Annotated in this window: 17 protein-coding genes and 3 pseudogenes; 7 read left to right on the forward strand and 13 right to left on the reverse strand. The window is 51.9% G+C overall.

Translation table 11 applies throughout. The features are described from left to right. The 10 genes and pseudogenes from AB9F29_RS16015 to gabT all read right to left on the reverse strand — a co-directional run. On the reverse strand, positions 1-367 hold a 367-nt coding region (locus AB9F29_RS16015; RefSeq protein WP_369756452.1), incomplete at its 3' end, for a transposase. A gap of 209 nt (positions 368-576) precedes the next feature. Next, positions 577-764 (reverse strand): annotated as a pseudogene (locus tag AB9F29_RS16020) (DDE-type integrase/transposase/recombinase); the annotation flags it as partial. Between the two features lie 35 nt (positions 765-799). After that, a complete protein-coding gene (locus AB9F29_RS16025) occupies positions 800-1771 on the reverse strand; it encodes a C45 family autoproteolytic acyltransferase/hydolase (protein WP_369756388.1) in 972 nt (323 codons plus the stop codon). Positions 1772-1780: 9 nt separating this feature from the next. Beyond that, positions 1781-3238: a biotin carboxylase gene (locus tag AB9F29_RS16030; RefSeq protein WP_335586564.1), complete on the reverse strand. Its 1458-nt coding sequence runs from the start codon at positions 3236-3238 to the stop codon at positions 1781-1783. Positions 3239-3262: 24 nt separating this feature from the next. Next, positions 3263-5995: an aminotransferase class I/II-fold pyridoxal phosphate-dependent enzyme gene (locus AB9F29_RS16035; protein ID WP_369756389.1), complete on the reverse strand. Its 2733-nt coding sequence runs from the start codon at positions 5993-5995 to the stop codon at positions 3263-3265. Positions 5996-6067: 72 nt separating this feature from the next. Then, on the reverse strand, positions 6068-7042 hold the full coding sequence (locus tag AB9F29_RS16040; RefSeq protein ID WP_082802238.1) for a carbon-nitrogen hydrolase family protein: 975 nt from the start codon (positions 7040-7042) through the stop codon (positions 6068-6070). 69 nt (positions 7043-7111) lie between these two features. Continuing rightward, positions 7112-7543: a universal stress protein gene (locus AB9F29_RS16045; RefSeq protein ID WP_369756390.1), complete on the reverse strand. Its 432-nt coding sequence runs from the start codon at positions 7541-7543 to the stop codon at positions 7112-7114. A 12-nt stretch (positions 7544-7555) separates the two neighbouring features. Further along, positions 7556-10327 (reverse strand): TRAP transporter permease, encoded by a 2772-nt coding sequence (locus AB9F29_RS16050; RefSeq protein ID WP_335586562.1) that lies wholly within the window; start codon positions 10325-10327, stop codon positions 7556-7558. A gap of 125 nt (positions 10328-10452) precedes the next feature. After that, positions 10453-11409 carry a TAXI family TRAP transporter solute-binding subunit gene (locus tag AB9F29_RS16055; RefSeq protein ID WP_039001560.1) on the reverse strand — a complete coding sequence of 319 codons (957 nt, stop codon included), beginning with the start codon at positions 11407-11409 and terminating at the stop codon, positions 10453-10455. Positions 11410-12035: 626 nt separating this feature from the next. Continuing rightward, complete coding sequence (gabT, locus tag AB9F29_RS16060; protein ID WP_052274754.1) at positions 12036-13382, reverse strand: 4-aminobutyrate--2-oxoglutarate transaminase; 1347 nt, start codon at positions 13380-13382, stop codon at positions 12036-12038. Between the two features lie 265 nt (positions 13383-13647). On the opposite strand from gabT, the gene AB9F29_RS16065 reads away from it, so the two are divergent. The 3 genes and pseudogenes from AB9F29_RS16065 to AB9F29_RS16075 all read left to right on the forward strand — a co-directional run. Further along, on the forward strand, positions 13648-14202 hold the full coding sequence (locus AB9F29_RS16065) for a cupin domain-containing protein (RefSeq protein ID WP_039001558.1): 555 nt from the start codon (positions 13648-13650) through the stop codon (positions 14200-14202). Between the two features lie 133 nt (positions 14203-14335). After that, positions 14336-14465 (forward strand): annotated as a pseudogene (locus tag AB9F29_RS16070) (transposase); the annotation flags it as partial. A 41-nt stretch (positions 14466-14506) separates the two neighbouring features. Beyond that, positions 14507-14807 (forward strand): annotated as a pseudogene (locus tag AB9F29_RS16075) (hypothetical protein); the annotation flags it as partial. A 305-nt stretch (positions 14808-15112) separates the two neighbouring features. Here the strand turns inward: AB9F29_RS16075 and AB9F29_RS16080 are convergent. After that, entirely contained in the window at positions 15113-15298 is a 186-nt protein-coding gene (locus AB9F29_RS16080; protein ID WP_369756391.1) for a hypothetical protein, read from the reverse strand. Between the two features lie 207 nt (positions 15299-15505). On the opposite strand from AB9F29_RS16080, the gene AB9F29_RS16085 reads away from it, so the two are divergent. The 4 genes from AB9F29_RS16085 to AB9F29_RS16100 all read left to right on the forward strand — a co-directional run bounded on the left by AB9F29_RS16085 (position 15506) and on the right by AB9F29_RS16100 (position 20080). Further along, positions 15506-17197 carry a mechanosensitive ion channel family protein gene (locus AB9F29_RS16085; RefSeq protein ID WP_369756392.1) on the forward strand — a complete coding sequence of 564 codons (1692 nt, stop codon included), beginning with the start codon at positions 15506-15508 and terminating at the stop codon, positions 17195-17197. A gap of 281 nt (positions 17198-17478) precedes the next feature. Continuing rightward, positions 17479-18684, forward strand: coding sequence for an MFS transporter (locus tag AB9F29_RS16090; RefSeq protein WP_369756393.1), 1206 nt, complete (start codon positions 17479-17481; stop codon positions 18682-18684). Positions 18685-19068: 384 nt separating this feature from the next. After that, positions 19069-19641 carry a YdeI family protein gene (locus tag AB9F29_RS16095; RefSeq protein ID WP_369756394.1) on the forward strand — a complete coding sequence of 191 codons (573 nt, stop codon included), beginning with the start codon at positions 19069-19071 and terminating at the stop codon, positions 19639-19641. Between the two features lie 289 nt (positions 19642-19930). Further along, the gene (locus tag AB9F29_RS16100; protein ID WP_156477440.1) at positions 19931-20080 is read left to right on the forward strand and encodes a hypothetical protein; all 150 of its coding nucleotides are present in this window, start codon (positions 19931-19933) and stop codon (positions 20078-20080) included. Between the two features lie 165 nt (positions 20081-20245). Here the strand turns inward: AB9F29_RS16100 and AB9F29_RS16105 are convergent, their stop codons facing one another. Next, positions 20246-20458: a hypothetical protein gene (locus AB9F29_RS16105; protein ID WP_335586555.1), complete on the reverse strand. Its 213-nt coding sequence runs from the start codon at positions 20456-20458 to the stop codon at positions 20246-20248. Between the two features lie 2 nt (positions 20459-20460). Continuing rightward, entirely contained in the window at positions 20461-21246 is a 786-nt protein-coding gene (locus AB9F29_RS16110) for a DUF2092 domain-containing protein (protein WP_156477439.1), read from the reverse strand. Positions 21247-21297: the final 51 nt, after the last annotated feature.

Here is a 21297-nt window from a genome sequence, read left to right on the forward strand (position 1 = left end):
CACGAGACCGGTGCAGCACAAGAACACCCTGCTGCTCCTCGGTCTTCACTGGCACGAAGCGCATGTTCGGTCGCGTGACAGCCTCGCAGATGGCTTCCGCATCCGCTGCATCGTTCTTTTGCCGTTTGACGTACGGCTTTACATAAGCGGGAGGAATCATCCGCACGTCGTGACCAAGCGCCGCGATTTCCCGCGCCCAGTAATGCGATGTGGCACAGGCCTCCATGCCAATCAGGCAGGGTTCCAGTTTCGATAGGAAATTCAGAACAGCGCCACGGCGCAACTTCTTTTGCAAAACCACGACGCCATTCGTGTCAATGCCGTGAAGTTGAAAAACAGACTTGGTGAACCTCTCAGCGATTGCTATGCAATCACCTGCCGGTCAACGGATCAATTCCGAGTGTTGTAATATCCATTGTGGATGGCTCCTTCTCTCTGTTGGGTCGTAACAGCACCAGCATGACACATTGCGATGCCGTTCGGGTGGAGCCGTCCACACCATCAGACAAATTCGAACTCGTCTCTACTAGGACTGTGATTTACCACGCCAAGCAGGCGTTATTCTCTAAGAGCGGCGGTGACGTAGCTTTCTAAAACCTCAGCCTCGTAATCAACGGCGCGCCAAAGATAGGGCCGCGCGCCGATTACCCTTAAAAAAATTCCTTCATGTGCCACTGCCAATTGGAAAAAGCACTTAGTTGTGGTCCGTGCCGTCGGCGGATTTCTGAAGCAAACAATGGGCCAAACTGGTTCCACCAAAAACGCTCAGGTCAGTCTCCTCTGACTCCGCCGTTTTCCCCTATGCCGCGCCGGGAATTTGTACTTGGCGTCCGCCCTCTTGAAAATGGTCAAAGCTTTGTGCCCACGTCGTACCCGGCCAGCGAATTTGCATTTCACCCAATCGAGGTCGATAGACCGCCGTGTAGATTGTGCCAAAACCTGCATCAAATGCGGTAGAATAAAGGGGGGGTCGCAAAAAAGCGCCGACGAATTTTTCTTCGGGGTCGCGGTGCAAGGTGAGACGTTGCAGCAAGTAACGTTCCCTCTCAACCGTCGCCGTAAACCGCGCATGGCTGACCCATTCAACATTCTGCTGATGGTTCGTCGCAACGGCGGCATGTGTGATTATTGCAGGCCGATCAGGGGCCATCATGGCCGTCAAATAGTGGCGTTTGGCATCCAATACCGTAACATTATAACTCATATGGGTCGGAACGCGGGACAACACCGCTCCAGCCTCTTCCGCCGTGGTGCAGGTTTGCAGGACATAGCGCAGGATCAGCGGTACGCCGAAGCCGTTGCCAACGACACGGCGACCGCCAAATGTCAACGAAATGGCAAGACCGGCATCGTTCATCCCGTCAACCAGCCCCCACAACCCGTCTGACGTACCGATCACCTGCCGCCCCTGCCAACCTGTACGCAGAATCAGGCTATCAAAGGCGTTGGGGTCATAGTCGTAGTTGCGCACCAGCACAGGCTCTTCTCCTGGCCAGATCGCTTGACTGCATCCAGACAAATACGGAGGGGGACAGTAGAAACTTAAGAAGCGTGCGGCCTGATCGCCACCGCCTGCCAGATCACACAAATCATCGTAGAGCGGTATAAGCTCTGGCATGTATTCCTTCAGGGCACGCCGACTTTCTAAATAAGTCGCCCGCGCAGAGTCGCCTTCCTTCAGCCACCAGCGTTTATAGCTGGGCCAATATTCGGCGAAAAGCCCGGCCCATTTAGGGCCGGGCAAATCTTCACTAATAGCACGCCAAATCATGGCTGTTCCTTACATGATCTTGAATGCGGGCTCCGCCAACACAGGTCCAGCACTCGCAACTGGGAGCGGCGTTCCCTCAACGGATTTTTTGATGCCGTGAATCCACTTTTTCGCGCGCTCATTCAACTGAAAGCTTTTCGTCATTGAGCGTCCTCGAGTCACAAGGATGCCAATGTCCGCGCCTTCATAGCGATAATCGCCCGGTTGTAGAATTCGCAGGAAAAACGCTTCGTTTTCGCTTTCAACTGCCCGCCTGTGATAGTCGAACCGATCATAAACGACACTCCCATCTTCCAGCATTTTGTAGATACCAGTTTCCGGACTTGCCGTACAGATATCAACACTATCATCCGTGTGCTTAATCACCATCTGAGACCAGCTATCAATCATGTTGGGATTGGCCCAACGATCATTGAGTTCCGTTGTGTCCAGATCGAATTTCTTTTTGGAGAACTCGAGTAAGTGGAACAGGAACAAGGGCGCGTCGGCATGTGCAAACGCCGCATGGTTGGTCATCGAAGACGCCCCCGTGATGCGTGGGTTCAATTCTCCCAGCCAGATATCGCCCGTCTTTTTGTCGATCAAGAAATCAAGCTCGAAGTAGCCGCGATAGCCTTCTTTACGCAACTGTTCGCCGAATTTGAACGTCAACTCGCGCGCTTTCTGGCGGACTTTTGGTGGGAAAGCTGTGGACAGGATTTCGTTGCCACACCAACCACCACGATACGGCGTCAATTCACCAAAGCCGACAAGTTCCGTCATCAACGGGCCAACAATCGTCCCTTCCTTGGTCGCGCAGGCCTCGATCGCCGATCCACGGCAATCAATCCGCTTCATGATTTTGATTTCACCTTCACCGATGATTTCATGTTCATGACGGCGGAAATCGGCCTCGGTCTTGATAAAGAACGTGGTGTGGCCGCTGTCGCCAAAGGCGGATTGCAGCACCAGATCGTGCCCGATCCCGCCTTTTTCACAAACCTCCCGTAACTGTTCGTAGCTGGTGACCTCGGACAGGATATTCGGAACGGACGGAACCCCCGCCTTGTTGCCAATGCGGACGGTTTCGATCTTGTTGTCCATCGCCGTGCGCAGTTTTGCCTTGGGGAACCAGACGTCCGCCCCCAACTCTTTTGACAACCGCTCGGTTTCCTCGTCAAACATCAGGAACACAAACTTGGGCTTGCCACCGCGCCGCTTGATAAAGTCGATGACCTCTTTGTGCTGGAGCAGATAGTTGTTGATATCCTCAATGGATTGGAATTCCGCGTGTGGCTGCTCAGAAGGGCAAAACACATTGGGATGCTTGCCGCCATAACAGTCGATATAGCAGATATACTTGAAGTTTTTTACCCATTCGTCGAGGCCGAGCAGATTGAAATTCGTCGCCGAAATAAAGTAGATTGGGTCTTCGTTACGGTGAAAGAAGCGTCGAATTTCTGAGATATTCTTAAGCACAGTAGGCATAGTGTCGTCCCTTCATTAATTCGGTTATTTCTTGATTTTTTTGGCTTGGGGCAAGGCGGCCAAGGCCTCGGGTGTGAAGACGCGCAGACCGAGATCGGCGCGATACCCGTGTATTTCATTGACATCGAGCGCCAGCATAAACGCGAGGATTTCCTTGCTGATGACCTGCCCCGGCACAAGGATTGGAAACCCTGGGGGATAGGGAATGATGAAACTGGCGGAGACAACCTCTTTCCCTGCCTGAAGCGCATCATTCAGGGAGCCCTCCAGTTCCAGATAGTCACAATTTTTTTCATCGTAGCTGAGGTAATATGCCGTACGAATATCCCCCTCTGGCGTCACATTGTCAGGACGGAAAGAATCGTGGAACCGGCTGAAATCGGGCAATGGCGGATAGTTTTCCGTCAGATTTTTAACACGCCGATCGAACGACAACCGTTCCATTTTCGACGCATCATCCAGCAAGTCATCAAGTTCGTTGGCAATCTCAACCAGCACTTCGATCAGATAGGCAACAGAAGAGCGCGTTGTGCCGATATTGGTCATGAACAACACAGTATTGCGGGAAGTTTTGTTGATTTGGATGCCGTATTTATCCATAAGAACATCGTTCTTGAACGTATCCCCATCCCATCCTGTGCCGCCAACGGCCAAGGTCACACGAGTGGCATCCAGAACAAAATCGTCCTGCTGCCAGCAGTCCCACATGTCGGTCCAGCCTTGCTCATTGTCAAAATAGCTGACCACTCCACTTTGGCGATGGTGCTCGGGGATCATGTCGCCCGCCGTCAGAACCTTGAAGTATTTCTGCAAACGCGGATGCGTGCTGATCGCGCGCCGCATAGACATAGCGGCCTCGATCTGGCGTTGCACAAATTCAAAGCCTTCCAACTCAACCTGACGACGTCCCACATCAAGCGAAGCGATGATCTGGTAGTTGGGTGAGGTGGAAGTGTGGGTCATATACGCTTCGTGGAAGCTCTGCTCGACCTCGCCTTTAAAGTCCTGATCGCTCACGTGGATCATGGACCCCTGTCGCAGCGACGTCAGTGTTTTGTGGGTCGACTGGGTGGCATAAACACGGATGCGCGCAGTGGGCGGCGCAATAAGTCGTGCGTCCAACAGTTCCTCATCTGTGGCATCGCCAAGGACCTTTTGCTGAGCCTCATAGGCTTCCTTGTGTTCGTCCGTCTTTAGGCGCTTGCGCAGATTATTCGCGGTTCGCATGCCCGTACGTTGGCGGTATGTCGGGCTGAATCTCGCGAAAGCAAACCATGCTTCATCCCAAAGGAAGACAAGATCAGGCTTGATCGCCAGACATTCCTCCATGACCCGCTCAACATTATAGACCAGTCCGTCAAAGGTACAGTTGGTCAGCAAAAGCATGCGAACGCGATCAAGCTTGCCGGCGGCTTTTAGCGCTAGCAATTGATGTTTGATTTCACGCAGCGGCACAGCACCATACATGGAATATTCGTTCAGAGGGTAGCTATCGAGATAGACCACTTCAGCCCCTGCAAGGACCATGCCGTAATGGTGCGATTTATGGCAATCCCGATCGACCAGAACGATGTCACCCGGGCGCACCAGCGCTTGCACGACAATTTTGTTACAGGTTGAGGTTCCGTTTGTGGCAAAAAACGTCTGTTTTGACCCAAACGCGCGGCTTGCCAGTTCTTGCGCTTCTTTGATGGGGCCGTGAGGTTCGAGCAAGCTATCAAGCCCGCCAGATGTCGCAGAGGTTTCGGCCAAGAAAATGTTGGGGCCATAGAACGCCCCCATATCCTGAATCCAGTGGCTGCGCGTAATCGATTTACCCCGACTGATCGGCATCGCATGGAACACGCCTGTCGGTTGTTTGGAGTAGTTCACAAGAGCCGTAAAGAACGGTGTTTTGTTGCGTGCTTCAACACCCCGAAGGATATTCAGGTGCAACTCCATAAAGTCTTCTTGGTTATAGAAAACCCGCCGACAAATGCCCAACTCAAGCCCTGCGATATCTTCAACCGAACGGTCGGTGACCAGATAGGCATCCAATTCTGGTCGCACCCGTTCAATGAGACGGCACAGTTCTGGGCCATAGTTTTCCGGCAGCATCGCGTCAATTGCGTCGCTTCCCCCTGCTCGGCTCAGGAAACTATGGAGAATTTCATTGTCGAGCTTTGACTTTAAAACAAGGCCGGGACGCACTACGATGGCCTGAATGTTATGATTAAACAGGACAGCAATGAGGGCGTCTTCTAAACTAGGAACAACAACAGCTTCATAGGTGAATGGGTCTTCTGGACGACGCATGCGCGTGACATTGTTTTTCAGCCAGCGCTCCTGTTGGTCGCTGACATTATCAACGATCAAAACCTCAAAATAGGGTTTGGTCATGGCGCGCGCTTCGGGTGACAGAAGAGACTCGTCGTCGTACTCTTCCTTGTCGATACTGTCGCGTTCCAAGGGAATGGAGCGACGTCGATAAGCGCCCGTTGTCAGAGCCCGCGTCACACGGTGAACTGCAAAGGCCAATTCTTCATAGCTATTGTGTTCAAACAAACGACGAAGATGAATAAAGGCCGCCATGCCTGGAAAGGCCCAGTATGGCTCGATCAATGCGAGGGACTCGAATAATTCCTGCGTTTTCGCGGTGTCTTTGGCCGAGATTTTGCTCGGCATATTTCTGGCGAAGGACCCTGTTATCTCCCTGAGCGCACTCCAGTTATCTGTGCGCAGTTGCGTCGCCGAATAATAGTCGCTGACGGAATTCATCGATCGTTCTCCCAGTTGTAATTCGATGTGCGAAGAAGGGTCCGCCGGCCTCCTGCCAACGGACCTCGCAGATCAGCCGATTATTTTTTTGTCAGTAATGGCCGGTTCGACATATTCCGGTGTGGGCATAGCCAACTCCGGTTCCACGTCGAGAATTGCGGGCTCATCCACATACAAGCCCGAACGAGAGCCTTGGAGTGGCACTTCCAGCGGCCCAAGCGCTTTCAAAAAGTTATCGGTTCCGCTGGTCCGGTCATAGACCGAGAAATCCACCGAACGATCGCGAAAACTTTTCAGCACTTGACCCAGGCCTTTGAAGCCGGTTTCGCGCTGGCGGCGCACCATCGACATATCCACCTCGATTGGGAACATATCTTCTTGGCCGCCGGATTGGTGCAGCACCTGAGACGTAGGATCAACAACGCAGGATTTACCGATACCACCGGCCCCCAAACCATTCACATCAATGACATAGCACTGGAATTGAGCTGCGGTCGCCCGCGCGATCGACAGCTCTGCGTCTCGGTCTGTTGTGCCCGTTAACACTGGATGCAACAGCACCTCAACGCCTTGGCTGGTCAGTTGCCGCGTCGTTTCCGGAAACCACATGTCGTAACAGATCGACAAGCCAAACCGGCCCACATCAGGCACGTCGAAAACGCAAAATTCTGTTCCGGGCGTGACGCCTGCCTCGTAGGGTAAAAACGGGAACATTTTAGCATAACGTCGTACGACAATCCCATTGGGATCAATCACTAGCGACGTGTTATAAACCCCACTGTTTTCGGGGTGAGTCAGGAACATCGACCCCGGGATCAACCATATTTTGTACCGACGGGCCGCCTCACAAAACCGGTCAATAACAGCATTTTCCTGCGGCAGTTTGAATTTTTCCAGCGGGCCAAAAGGCGCAAGTTCACTGAAAAGAACCATCTGTGTCCATGGAAAACGGATCATCAACAAATCCAAACGATGCATCATAGCATCGACATTGGAGTGAAGGGCATTCACATGCATTTGAATGCCAGCAATAGCGAAAGGGGTCATAGGGATAGTACTCCTTGCAGATAGAGCAGCCCAGGATGAGCTATTAAAGCCTCTGCGATTGGCATGTATTTAAGCTCTTACTACCAAGACTGAAATTGGTGATCTGCGCACAACTCTGTCAGCATTTGACCCAATTAGGAATTCCCGCACGCTATCTGGCTTGTGCGACGCCATAACGACCAGATCGCACTGTGTTTCCTCGATCGCCTCCAACACTTTATGGTGGATATTGCCAAAAGCGAGATGCTGTTTGACCGACACGCCCTGAGGGATATTCGCCTTCACAAGCCCGTCCAGCGCTGCACTTGCCGCAGCGATCGCCTTGGATTCAAAGTCGGAGGGAAAGAAGCTTTCAACCATCGGCGTGCCCAAATCCGGAACCACCGACATGACATGCAAAGTGCCTTTTGAAGCCGTCACCAGTTCCAGCGCTTGAGGCAGTGCCTTTTCCCAAGACGCCTTGGTATTCAGATCAAGTGTAAGCAATACGTTTTTAAACATGGTCTGTTTCCTTTAAGCGGTGGCTTGTTTGCGGATCGGGTGCCCAGTGCGGCGGCGTTGCAAGAAGACAACCAAGCCCAAAAGCAGTAAGGCTGGTAAGAACATCAGGTATTTAGAGGGCTGCCCCACGGGCCGCAGCACCTGTAAAACTGTCTGATCCCAGTCTAGACCTGCCGTGGCAGCCGCGCTGCCATACGTCACATCGTCAATCATAAGCGTGTCGCCTTCGTTGCGGAACACAAGTCCCGCATTTTCCAACCGTTCTTCACCCGTTGCCCCGTCTTGAATGGTCAACACGGCAACAAATTCGATCGGATCCCCAAGGTCGTTCACACCAGCAACACGCAGGCGCAAATCATCACCGATCGGCGTGTTCATGGCTGCAGTAGCAATCTCGGACGGTTGCTCATCAACATAGGGGGGAGCGACCATGTCCATCCAGAACCCGGGGCGAAACAGCGTGAACGCGATGAGCAACAAGGCGGCAGTTTCATAGAAGCGGTTCTTCGCCAAGAACCAACCCTGTGTCGCGGCCGCAAACAGCAGCATCGCAAAGGTTGCCACGATAAAGACAAAGACACCTTGGCTCCACGTCACATCAATCAGCAGCAGTTCCGTGTTGAAGATGAACAGGAAGGGCAAAGCGGCCGTCCGCAGGCTATAGAAGAACGCAATCACACCCGTCTTGATCGGATCACCACCAGAAACGGCGGCGGCGGCAAAGCTGGCAAGCCCCACTGGCGGCGTCACATCGGCCATGATGCCAAAGTAGAACACAAAAAGGTGGACCGCGATCAGAGGCACAATCAGCCCGTTTTGCTGGCCCAGCGTTACGATGACAGGGGCCAACAAAGCCGAAACCACGATATAGTTGGCAGTTGTTGGCAGACCCATACCAAGGATGAGCGACAGGATTGCGGTTAGGAACAAGATCGCAAGGATATTGCCGCCCGACAGAACCTCAACCACATCCGCCAAGGCCGAGCCAACGCCCGTCTGGCTAACAGCGCCCACAATGATACCCGCCGTCGCCGTAGCGATACCGATGCCGATCATGTTGCGCGCGCCGGTTTCCAGACCGTCGATCAGGTCGAAAAATCCTTCTTTCACTGCGGCTCCAAGACCACTTTGTTTGCGCATCATCGCCGTGAGTGGCCGCTGGGTTAAAAGGATGAATACCATGTAAGTTGTCGCCCAAAACGCCGACAAACCAGGTGACAAACGATCAACCATAAGCGCCCAAACCAGCACCACAACCGGCAGGATAAAGTGCAGACCGGAGCGGATCGTCGGACCCGGCAACGGCAAGGCTGTGACGGGTGCGTTTGGATCATCCAATTCCAGCGGCTCTTCCTTGGAGGACACATACAGCAGACCAACATAGATCGATGTAATGAATGCAAAGATGATATAGGCCGCCGTTTCAGGGAAGGCAGGACGTATCCACCCCATGCCGTAATAAACCGCAAAGGAAATGGCGCAGATCACGGCAATAGTAAAAGCAATACCAATCAGGCGTTGCACGATGGGTTTTGGCGTATAGGCCCGTGGCAAGCCTTCCATGCCCGCTTTGAGCGCCTCAAGATGCACAATATAAACGAGCGCAATGTACGAAATAACCGCCGGAAGAAAGGCGTGTTTGACCACATCAAAATACGGGATACCGACGTATTCCACCATCAAGAAGGCCGCTGCCCCCATAACGGGCGGCATAATCTGACCGTTCACCGAGGACGCAACTTCAACCGCGCCCGCTTTTTCCGAGGAAAAACCAACCTTCTTCATGAGCGGAATGGTGAATGTGCCCGTGGTGACAACGTTGGCAATCGAAGACCCAGAGATCAAACCCGTCATCGCAGACGAGACAACCGCTGCTTTTGCAGGGCCGCCCTTCATATGCCCCATCAAGCTAAAAGCGACTTGAATGAAATAGTTCCCCGCGCCTGCACGATCCAAAAGCGATCCAAACAAAACGAACAAGAACACAAAGCTAGTCGAAACGCCCAGCGCGATCCCGAACACGCCCTCGGTGGTTATCCACTGGTGGTTCACGATCTCTGACAGGCTGTTGCCTTTATGAGCGATAATGCTGGGCATATTCGGCCCAAGCACAGTGTAGACAAGGAAAACCGTGGCCACGATCATCAGCGCAGGCCCCAAGGCGCGACGGGTCGCCTCTAAGAGCAGCATCAGACCAATCACAGCAACCACGAAGTCTTGCATGATTGGCGCGCCAACGCGGCTGGAAATATCACGGTAATAGACGAACAGATAGAGTGCTGCGAGCGCCCCAATAACGGCCATCGCCCATTCCCAAACCGGTACGCGGTCTTTGGGGGACCCTAGGATAACTGCGGCCACAATGGCCAATGCGATGATGGGTATCCACCACGTCGCTGTGCCGTCTTTGGCCCCTGTCATAAACAGGAACGCGAGAAAAAGGGGAACGGTGATCCCAAGTCCGACTTGGAATTTCGTCCTCGCCGAAGGAAAGGCTGCGTAGGCGAGGAAAAGGGCAAAGGCCAAATGGATTGACCGGCTTTCAGTATCGTTGAAGACACCCCAGCCAACAATAAAAGGAATAGGCGAAGCGATCCAAAGCTGAAACAGCGACCAAGACAGCGCCACACATGTTAAGAAAGTCCCAACAGAACCAGTCGAACCGCGACCACCCGTGTCCGAAGATGCGACCAGCGCGTCCAGTTCGGCTTGGCTAAGTCCACCGCGGCTTTCGGCTTCGGCCTCGACGCGCGCATTTTGCTGCTGGTTTGGGTCATTCGTCATGTCGGTCCCCCGTCACCTGCACACGTCAGGTAAAAAATCTGTTGATTAATTATTATAGGTCTCGTTGTGAGATTCCGTAGCAGCAGCGGCCCTTTCAGGCCGCCGCCATTTTGCGCAAGAGTGGATTACATCCAACCGCGTTCTTTGTAATACCGTTCAGCACCGGGGTGTAGCGGAGCGGACAAACCATCGGCGATCATGCCTTCTTCGGTCAGATTTTCGAAGGCTGGGTGCAGGCGCTTAAACCGGTCAAAATTGTCGAAAACAGCTTTGACAACTTGATACACGACCTCATCATCGACTGTTGCCGACGTTACAAACGTCGCTTTTACACCAAATGTGTTGATGTCATCAGGGGACCCTTCATACATACCGCCGGGGACAGTCGCTGCGGCGTAGAAAGGGTTTTCTGCGATCAACTCGTCGATCTCGGGACCCGTCACAGGGATTAGGACCGCATCAACTGTCGATACTGCTTCTTGGATCGAACCATTCGGATGACCCACCGTATAGATGATCGCATCAACCTTGTTGTCGCCAAGTGCGGCTGCTTGCTCGGCTGGCTTCAACTCAGACGCCAAAGCAAAGTCGTCCATTGTCCAGCCAAGTGCATCCATGACCACTTGCATCGTAGCATATTGGCCCGAACCGGGATTGCCGATATTGACGCGCTTGCCTTTTAGGTCTGCGAAGGTTTTGATACCTGAATCCGCGCGTGCGATCACTGTGAACGGCTCGCCGTGCACAGAGAATACAGCCCGTTCGTCATCGAACTTATTGCCTTCAAACTCGGACGTGCCGTTATAGGCGTGGTATTGCCAATCGGACTGGGCGACGCCCATATCCATATCACCCGCCATAATCGCGTTGATATTGGCAATGGATCCACCTGTTGAGGGGGCTGTGCACTTCAGGTTGTGTTCAGCGGTGCCGCGGTTCACCAGACGACAAATTGATTGGCCTACAACAAAGTAAACGCCAGTTTGGCCGCCGGTACCAATCGTGATGAATTGCTCCTGCGCGGTCGAAGCGGTCCCGGCCATCATGGCTCCGGCAAACGCCACGTACTTTAAAAAACTCATAATTATCTCCCAATTCTAAAGTTGTGTCACGTCCTCCTAGAAAGAGGATCTGATTTTGAACGACGAAACCCGACAACGATTCCGCACCTAATGGGGGCCTAGTAACGGCCCCTAATTCAATTAATTCCCAGTATGTTTGATCACACTAACGAGCGAATATTCCCTGAGACTGACAAAATCGCGCGATTCCTGCAACTGAATTCACAGAAAATCGCCAATTTTGTTTATTATTTTCAACAATCCGATGAATATTGAGCAAAATTCAGGCGCAATCTGTCCGTTCTTTGTCGATATGTTCGTCTGCTATGCCATAGCACTATGCGTCTGGCCAAAATAACACGGAAATGGTGTGAGCTATTCGTAACATACTGACGATAATCAACGAATAGATCGGATGAACAGCCTTTGCGATCCTGCTGATTCTCAAAATCCACAACAAATGATCCGCCAATCCAACCCATAATCGACCACACGCGATGCAACTTTTGCGTGCAATCCTACTGGGACGCGACCCAAAGGGTATCGATGAACACGGTTGTCCATGGCGCCACGAGACAGCTTATCCACATAGCTGATCAATTTAGGCGGGAGCAAAAGCCCGCCTAAATTGAATTCTTTTGAAACGCTTATCCGTGCAATTCAGCCATTGCGTCGGTTAATGCAGCTTCAAAGATTGAAAGACCTTCGTCAATGATCGCGTCCGAGGCGGTCAACGGCACCATAATGCGCAACGCATTGCCGTGCATGCCACAGGACAACAGAATTAGGCCCCGTTTGAGTGCGTGTGCAACCACAGATTTCGTGAGGGCCGCATCGGGCGTTGCCGTTTCGAAATCTGTCACAAATTCGACCGCCAACATTGCGCCAAGACCGCGAATATCCCACATCCGGTAGGGCGAAACACGTGCGCCGATATCCGCAAAGCGTGTCCGGAAGTATTCTCCAAGCGCTGTGGAACGAGCCAAAAGACCTTCTTCCTCAATCGCTTCGATCGCGGCCAAAGCGGCGGCACATGCAACGGGGTTACCGCCATAGGTTCCCCCCAGACCACCTGGAATTACCGCGTCCATCACCTCTGCGCGGCCAATGACACCTGCAATCGGATAGCCACCAGCCATCGATTTAGCGACGGTAATCAAATCGGGTACGACGCCAGAATGCTCAATCGCAAACCAAGTGCCAGTCCGACCAAATCCCGCCTGAATTTCATCCGCAATCAACATAATTCCGTGCTGGTCGCAAATTGCGCGAAGCGCTTGCATCATTTCGAAGGGAACGGGCGTATAGCCACCCTCCCCGAGGACGGGTTCAATGATAATCGCTGCGATCCGCTCGGGTTGCGCGTCAGTCAGGAAGAGGTTTTGCAATCCGGTCAGTGCATCCTGCACAGTGATACCGTCGCGAAGGCTTGGAAAAGGCGCGCGGTAAATATCGGATGGAAATGGACCCACATCCTTTTTGTAAGGTGAAATCTTACCCGTCATCCCGAGCGTCAACAGCGTGCGACCATGATATCCGCCAGTGAAAGCAATCACACCCGGCCGCCCTGTTGCCGCCCGCGCAATTTTGACCGCATTTTCGACGGCCTCGGCACCAGTTGTGACCAACAGCGATTTTTTGGCATGATCGCCCGGAGCAAGTTCATTCAGCTTTTCGGCCAAGGCAATATAGGGCTCATATGGCACAACTTGAAAACTGGTATGCGTATAATGATCTTCTTGCGCTTTGGCCGCAGCAACGACCTTTGGATGACGATGGCCCGTGTTGAGAACGGCAATACCACCCGCAAAATCTACATAGCGATTGCCCTCAACATCCCAAAGTTCCGCGTTTTCCGCATATTTTGCAAAGATCGGTGCCGCAGAAGCCACGCCACGCGCAACGGCGGCCTCTCGTCTGGCAATCAACGACGCATTGGATTGCTTCAGAGGAGCGGCATCCGGTACAATTGCGATAACCGACTTGCGTTTCATTGCCGTTCTGGTCGATTTATTTTTGACTGTATTGGCCATTTAATGACGTCCTTTCCAACGAGTCACCGCTCTCCCAACGAGGGGTGTTTAATATTTCCATACCCTGTTTAATTTAACTGTCAATATCTATTCGCCAAGAAGGAAAGGATCGCCTAGGATCAATTGGGCGCATATCATTTTTTTGACCGCTTGAGTTTGTACGCGCAACCGTTGTAGGAAGTTGATCTTCTTAGATAATTGCGGAAATCTGTATAGGAATAGCAAAATGGACATTGGCGACCGGCTGCAAGAGATTCGAAAAGCACACGGGTTGTCGCAGCGGGAACTTGCCGCGCGTGCGGGTCTAACAAATGGCACCGTCAGCCTGATTGAACAGAACAAAACCAGTCCCTCTGTCGCTTCACTCAAGAGTTTGCTAGATGCGATTCCCATAAGCATTGCAGAGTTTTTCACAACTATTGAAGAACTTAGCGAACCAAAGATTTTTTTCACTTCTGATGAGTTCGTCGAAGTCGCGCCGCAATTCGGGCCCTCAGCCGTGTCGCTTCGACAGATTGGAGATGCCAGCAGGCATACCCTGCAAATGCTGGATGAGACCTATCCAGTAGGTGCCGATACAGGCCCCGAATTTCTGGCGCATGCAGGGGAAGAGGTCGGGGTTGTTATTCAAGGCCAAATCGAAATCACTGTCGGCGATCAGGTTAAAGTCCTTCAAACTGGCGAGGGATACCTATTTGACAGCCGCAAACCACATCGCTTCCGCAATGTTGGAAATGAGACGTGCAGGGTTATCAGCGCCTGCACCCCTCCAACGTTCTAGATTATAGCACTTGGATCCCACGTTCCAAATTAGTTCTATGTTTGAACTCACACAGGGGCTTCAAATGGGCTGGCCGTGTCACGGTTCCCGTCCGGTCTCTTTCGAGCACTGTTAGCTATGAAGGAGATAAGAAATGGCACCGAGATACACAGACGTGTTTCGGCGTGATGCGGTCCGCATCGCAACCACTAGCGGCCCGACGCGGCCACAGGTTGCATCAGATTTAGGCGTGGGTTTGTCGACACTGAACAAGTGGGTTCAGAAGCACCAGCACGATGACCTTATGTTTGGGCCTTATCAAGATATCGACAAAAAGAACAAGCGCCCCCGGAAGGCCGCGGTCAGCAATCGCATGAAACGAGATCTGGCAATGCGCGCGTTGGATATGGCCTGGCATTACGGCGGCCACCCCGTTCATCATACGGCTCGCAATTCCGATCGCATGATTACCAGAAATGCCTGATAAAAAACGGCTTCAAATTATCCATGAGCGGCAAAGGGAATTGCTCCTCCTCTCGGGATCATGCTGCGCATAACCCTGCCGGGCAAGCGACAATTCCATGGTGGAAACATTCTTCAAATCCATCAAGGCAGAAGCCCCTTGGCATTTGAACGAAAGGCCGCATAAATGAGTTGAGAGACCGGAACTGAACAGCGACAAGACCAATATTATTATGATCCGCCTCATTCCTGTCGCGCAGTGCCCCCGGAAAGACAAGTTTACCTGCCTCAAGAAATTCTTTCGACCAGCGGTCATACAGGCTCACAGGAATGCCTTCTCGGCGGCGTCTTTCGATATCTGTGGCGTCTTCGTCATCTCGATCGCCTAATCGATAAGGTAAACCAGAAACTCTCCGTTGTTCATATACTCAAATCTGTTCATTAGGCGCTGACGTCAGACAATTTTGCCTCAAAATCGATTTTTTACAACATGGGCATTCTGCGAAAGGATGTCAGGCAAAATCACTTCAGCTAGAAATCCACCCATCTCAGGTTGATTTGATGTGGGCCGAAGGTTTTGTTCGCTTTTGGGGTACATTGCAAAGGCAATTCCACCTGCTATCAAAATTGCAGCAACGGCTTTACGTGATCTCATTTAAAACCCTTACTTCCTCCTAATTCTGGTACGCTTGCCTCTTCCACCAAGGGGAAGGACACCTTGAACATGACTGCGCCAAATATTGTTTTCAGATGTGCAGGCGCCCTGAAGGTTGCGCGTTTTGAGTTGATGTCAAATCGCGCCCGTTGGCTTATTCCCGCCTGAATAGCCTAGTTTGCGGGACCTCCTCTAGGCAGTTTCGAATTGTCGATATATTCATCCAAAATGGAATTCCGCAAATCAGACACAGTATCCCGTAAACCGCCATTCCACTGGCTCAGGTTATTCTCGTTGATTGCTATCGGATCGTTTTTGCTGGCGTTGCCTCTGCATGCCCAGACAAAAACCACGTCCGAGGATACTACGGCAAACGTTGAAAAAGTTGATGACGTCTATTTGGCACCTGTTGTTATAGAGGGCGATGAGTTGTTTTTCCTGCGCGGTTCAAGCGCGCAGCCCGCGGTTGAACGTGCAGCAATTGTTGAGACGAGAATACTTGACGTCGCAGGATCCAGCGCAATTAAGAATTTAAAAATGGACATCCGCGAGGATGCGCTTGGACATCAAATCTTTGCTGGCGTAAACCTTATTTCGACTGTGACCCAAGCCGATTCAGATATGGAAAAACTGCCGTTGCCCGTGTTGGCGGGGCTGCATGCTGATGCTATTTCTGAGGCAATTTCAAATTACAGGGCAGACCGGACCGACGACGCGCGTGCTGACAGCGCAATTGAAGTCGGGATGTGGACCTTGGTGTTTCTGGTATTTTGTGGAGCCATGCTGTTGCTGCGTAAAAAAGGCAACAAATGGATCAGTATCGTCGTTCAAAGGCAGTTTTCCTCGTTTGAATTGGCAACCAACAAGATGGTTCAGGTTCGCGCCATTGCCGCACTCATCCTCTTTGGTTTTAAGTTTATCCTACTGATCATGTTTGTTCTGGGCTTATATTATTATCTAACTTTCGTACTCTTTGCCGTTGCCGAAACCCGCCCGATGGCGAATCTTTTGCTAACTCATGTCACGGGCCCCGTCCTCAGAATTGCGCTCGGAATTGCTTCGGTCGCGCCGAACATCGTCACGATCTTGTTGATTGCACTATTGGCACGCTTCCTAATTCGCGGGCTTCGGGTGTTTTTCGATGCGGTGGCCGCAGGTAGTATTACGCTCGGGGATTTCGAAAAACACTGGGTCGATCCGACATTTAATATTCTGCGAGTGGCCGTAATCTTGATCGCGATTGTATTTTGTTTTCCTTATGTCCCGGGGTCGGATTCTTCGGCGTTTCGAGGGCTGTCCCTTCTCGTGGGCGCGATGCTGTCCCTAGGCTCCAACTCGGTGATGAGCAACGTGTTGTCCGGTCTGTTCGTGATCTACCGTCGCAGCATGAATATCGGTGACCGGATCAAAGTTGGGGCCCATGTCGGCGACGTGGTCGAAATAAAGTTGATGGAGACACATATCAAGTCCGTCAAAAACGAGTTGATCAGCATTCCAAATGCGAAAATGTTGAATTCTGAAGTGATCAATTATACAAAGCGCGTGCATGGCAGTGGCCTGCTTTTGCACACCACGGTGGGGATCGGCTATGAAGAGACCCCTGAAAAAATCGAGGCGATGCTGATTGAGGCCGCGCAACGAACTGATGGGTTGAAAAGCCGCCCAGAGCCTTTTGTACTTTGGACCGAACTTGCTGACTTCGCTATAAATTATCAGGTCAATGCCTTCACCACACGAGGGTCGAGCATCCCTAAGATTACGTCCGACCTTCACCGGAATATCGTTGCCGTATTCAATGAAAACAAGGTACAGATCATGACCCCGTCATACATCGCCGATCCTATTGATCCAAAAATATCAGCCGAGATTTGGGACGGAAAATTAGCACACGCCAGTTGATACTAAATGGCGGCTAACTAGGCGTTAGAAAGTAGAACAACAATTGGTGCTGCCAGCCTTGAATGTAGATCGATATTTTCAAAGCCACTTCATTTGTTCAGTCTCGCAGTCCGGTTACGGGTCGATAAATTGCGGCGGCGTTTCACGGACATTGTCGTAGGACGCATTCGTTCCATTTGGCGGCGAAACTCTAAACGTCGAAGACGCGATCTAGGATGAGGTGTCACATAACAACACCTCTTTTGTCTTGCTTTTCAGAAGGCTCCATCCGATAGGGTGATATGTTCAAAAACCGTGCCTTAGCCTTCATTCTCATAACGCTGATGATCGACGCCATCGGTATCGGTATAGTATTCCCTATCATGCCGGACTTGATGGAGCGCGTGGGTGCGGGTGACACCGGACAAGGCGCTTTGTGGGGCGGGTTGCTCATGGCAGCCTATGCCGGCGCGTTGTTCCTGAGTGGGCCTATCGTCGGCAGCATTTCGGACGCTGTTGGCCGCAGACCGATATTGATCGCCGCGCTCGTTATGTTGGCACTGGATTACGTGATCATGGCTTTGGCCGATAGTTTCTGGCTGCTCCTTCTCGGACGGTCCCTCGCAGGCCTCGCTGGGGCGACCTACATTACCGCGACGGCCTATATTGCTGACATGTCTTCCCCGCAAGAAAAGGCTGCGAACTTTGGCCTCATCGGCGCTGCATTCGGGATCGGCTTTGTCCTTGGCCCCGCTTTGGGTGGTGTTGCCGCAGAAATCAGCCTCTCTGCTCCGTTCTGGATCGCCGCGGCCTTGGCGGCGGGCAACGCATTGTTTGGGTTTTTTGTGCTGCCAGAAAGCTTGACGCCAGAAAAACGCCGCCCTTTTGGCAAGCGCGACCTCAACCCGTTCAAATCGATTTTCGATGCTTTCCGCTTGCCGGGGCTTGCTGTGCCACTGGTTTGCATTTTCATCTTCGAATTTGCCAACATGGTTTATCCAACGCTTTGGGCTTTCTGGACCCGCGAAGTGTTCGATTGGCCGACACTTTATATTGGGCTTTCGCTCGCGGCCTACGGCGTGCTTTTGGCTTTTGTACAGGGGGGATTGATGCCGATCTTTATCAGGTGGATCGGGGATTTCCGTACCTTGATGCTGGGCATGATTTCGGCGCTGATCGGGATGATTGGATTTGGCTTCACGGGGTCAATTACGGCTCTGGTGGTCTTTCTTATCCTTGCAGCGTTGTCGGATCTTGTGCCTGCATTGATGACAGCCATGGCATCGAACCAGACGGATGACGATCGGCAGGGGGTCGTGCAGGGCGTTATCGCTTCGCTGTCATCCCTTGCCGCAATCCTGTCGCCCCTCGTGATGACGGGACTGTTTCAGGCATCCGTTGACGCCGAGGGCACTTACATGCCGGGTGCACCCTTCTTCTTCGCGGCCGTTCTTGTTCTTGCTATGATGCCGTTGATCTTTCGCCTACGGGGCCACGCCTCCGTCTGAACATCGACGTGGTCCAACAAACCGTTAGCCAACCCAAGCTTCACAGATGAAAATGCTGCGCGTCACACGACGCCCGCTTTTGAAGCAACAGGGTTCACAGGCAGTATCAACTTGCATAGCAACCTTGACTGTAACTGACACTTATTGTCGGAGGTGACCATGATCCAGTCGCGAAGGCGGCGACCTTCACAGATTTTGGGTCCAATGAGGAGGTGGTCGATCTGGATTTCGGTCATTGAATTCAGCAAAAAACGCCTGAAGAAACGAACCAGCCGGTGTTTAAATTGCTGGGGTCCCAGGGTGTGATCTAAGCCCAAAAGGGTTTAAAGAACAAGGAACCCCCTCCGGCGTCGCTGGGGTGATGAACCACCGATGGAGACAAGAATGGTAGATGCAGTTTTTTTCAAAAACCAAGAAGAGTTTACCGATTGGTTGGATGAACATCATGCCCAAGCCAGTGAACTTTGGGTGGGATATTTCAGGAAGAAAACAGGACGCGAAAGCCATACGTGGTCTGAATCCGTTGATGTCGCTCTTTGTTATGGGTGGATCGACGGTATTCGAAAAACCATTGATGAACAAAGTTATAAGATACGCTTTACCCCACGCAAATTAACGAGTGTGTGGAGTGCGGTGAACGTAAAGAAGGTCGAAACACTCCTGCAACTAGGGAAAATGAAACCCGCAGGGCTGCACCTCTTTAACAGCAGAACCGATATGCAAGGCTATTCCAGTGAGCACAGAAACGTTCCGCTTGACCGTGAGTATGAGGTGCAGATCGAAGAAAATCAGTCCGCATGGTCATTTTTCACCAATCTCGCCCCCTCCTACAAAAGAGACTCTATTTGGTGGGTCATGAGCGCCAAGAAAGAGGAAACACGTCTAAAAAGGCTTGGCGTACTAATTTCTTCGTCAGAATCTGGACAAAAAATACCACCCTTGAGAAAGAAGGCATAGTCTCTACAGAATAGTTGCAGTGGTCGCGGGCGCAGCGACCCACGTTGAGCGAAACACAGGCCAACCAACCTGAACGGCCCATTGCTGACCTTGAGCCGTGCGCCATCGTTTCTGCGCGGCACTCACAATGCGGACATTCGCTGGGACCACTTCGATCTTTCAAATTCGGTATTTTACAGCGGACCTTTGTAGCGCCGCGCTTGCGGTCACCCAACCCAAGTTTAAAATTGGCGGTATCAATCAGATCACATATCTTATATCTCAGGCCGAAATCCGGAAAGGATACTCAATGCCTAAACCCAAAAAGCCGAAAGTAAAACGCCCGGGAGCAAATCCTGTCCAGAAACCTGCTTGGTATCAAGCGCTCAAAGGTTCCGGTGCGCAACATGGCGAGCGACCAACCATGACTGGTAAGAAGGCAAAAAATAAATCTGCATAAGCTGGTTACTGTGTTTCAAAAATTTTTGATATCAAAGCGGCATTGGCAGGCCGTGCTGTCGAACAGAAAGTGGCCTAAACGAGCACCTGCGACGGCACATTAACAAAAAAGAGGCTAGAGGATTGCGCCCCTAGCCTCTCCGTAATTCACTGGTGACTGCCTAGCCTAGCAATTATAGACGCCGACTGCGCATCTGCGGACGGTTCTGCGCCCGACACCTGCAATGCTTACTGGGGTCAGGGGACGACCAATTCTGGCTTCCGCTTGGGTTGCAATGCCTTTGACGCCTGGAACATCAAAATGCGCGCCCAGTTCCAATGTTCCAGCAATAAGAACCGCAGAAACGCCAAGTGTTAAAATACGACGACCTAGTTTCATTGTTATTCTCCCATTCTGATGAAGTCTGGCAATTCGCTGACTTGTTCTTTGTAGTCCTCAATGCTGACTTCGGTGGCCCCATCAGGCGCCATGAAAGTAAACGCATCGTCAGCCAAAGTTTCGCCAGTGCGCCAATCGCGGATGTTCAAGCTATATTGCAGCCCTTGTTTTTCACCGCGCGTGGTAATCACATACCGACAAGGATAAGGCTGATCGCCTTGCGCAATCCAAATTTGCAGATCAACTTCATCGGTGCGAAGTCCAAGATGGTCGCACTCTTGGCCAGCAATAACGCCGCTGCCAAAGTCTTTGACATCCGTGACATTCCCCATCAACGCGGCATATGTATCCGTGGTGAGCAAGTCGGCTGCGGGTAATGGCTGACCATAACTTTCTCGCAGGGTATCGACCAATTGATCAATTGACCCTGAAATGGGCAGTTGGGTGTAAACACCCGCATCTTTACCCAAAACGCTGAAATTCGAGCCGTCATAGTTCATGACAATGTTGGTAAACCCACCCACTCTGGTCGCATGAAACTTGTCTGGACGCGCCAAAGCAACCTCGCCAGAGCTGGCAAAGCTGATGATTTGATCCTCGACGGAAACAACATCAAGTGTCGCGTCATAGTCAAAGCTAAACTCTGTGGTCGCGGCAAGATAGTCCGACATCGCCTTGAGAAGGCGATCCGCATCTGCTTCATCCGCCATCGCCGTGGGTGCCAAGAATGCAAACCCCAGCCCCGCTGCGGCAACACCTATGCGCAAGCGTTTAATTTTGTCAGCCATTTATCACTCCTGATTGGTTCGTTAATTCATTGAGCGCGAGTTCAAAAACCG

Source organism: Falsihalocynthiibacter sp. S25ZX9 (genome assembly GCF_041205405.1).
Lineage (GTDB): Bacteria > Pseudomonadota > Alphaproteobacteria > Rhodobacterales > Rhodobacteraceae > Falsihalocynthiibacter > Falsihalocynthiibacter arcticus.

Bases quoted from the DNA above. Each gene is read 5' to 3' on its own strand.
- AB9F29_RS16025 (WP_369756388.1), bottom strand. From the start codon at position 1,771: ATGATTTGGCGTGCTATTAGTGAAGATTTGCCCGGCCCTAAATGGGCC.
- AB9F29_RS16030 (WP_335586564.1), bottom strand. From the start codon at position 3,238: ATGCCTACTGTGCTTAAGAATATCTCAGAAATTCGACGCTTCTTTCAC.
- AB9F29_RS16035 (WP_369756389.1), bottom strand. From the start codon at position 5,995: ATGAATTCCGTCAGCGACTATTATTCGGCGACGCAACTGCGCACAGAT.
- AB9F29_RS16040 (WP_082802238.1), bottom strand. From the start codon at position 7,042: ATGACCCCTTTCGCTATTGCTGGCATTCAAATGCATGTGAATGCCCTT.
- AB9F29_RS16045 (WP_369756390.1), bottom strand. From the start codon at position 7,543: ATGTTTAAAAACGTATTGCTTACACTTGATCTGAATACCAAGGCGTCT.
- AB9F29_RS16050 (WP_335586562.1), bottom strand. From the start codon at position 10,327: ATGACGAATGACCCAAACCAGCAGCAAAATGCGCGCGTCGAGGCCGAA.
- AB9F29_RS16055 (WP_039001560.1), bottom strand. From the start codon at position 11,409: ATGAGTTTTTTAAAGTACGTGGCGTTTGCCGGAGCCATGATGGCCGGG.
- gabT (WP_052274754.1), bottom strand. From the start codon at position 13,382: ATGAAACGCAAGTCGGTTATCGCAATTGTACCGGATGCCGCTCCTCTG.
- AB9F29_RS16065 (WP_039001558.1), top strand. From the start codon at position 13,648: ATGGACATTGGCGACCGGCTGCAAGAGATTCGAAAAGCACACGGGTTG.
- AB9F29_RS16080 (WP_369756391.1), bottom strand. From the start codon at position 15,298: ATGAGATCACGTAAAGCCGTTGCTGCAATTTTGATAGCAGGTGGAATT.
- AB9F29_RS16090 (WP_369756393.1), top strand. From the start codon at position 17,479: ATGTTCAAAAACCGTGCCTTAGCCTTCATTCTCATAACGCTGATGATC.
- AB9F29_RS16095 (WP_369756394.1), top strand. From the start codon at position 19,069: ATGGTAGATGCAGTTTTTTTCAAAAACCAAGAAGAGTTTACCGATTGG.
- AB9F29_RS16100 (WP_156477440.1), top strand. From the start codon at position 19,931: ATGCCTAAACCCAAAAAGCCGAAAGTAAAACGCCCGGGAGCAAATCCT.
- AB9F29_RS16105 (WP_335586555.1), bottom strand. From the start codon at position 20,458: ATGAAACTAGGTCGTCGTATTTTAACACTTGGCGTTTCTGCGGTTCTT.
- AB9F29_RS16110 (WP_156477439.1), bottom strand. From the start codon at position 21,246: ATGGCTGACAAAATTAAACGCTTGCGCATAGGTGTTGCCGCAGCGGGG.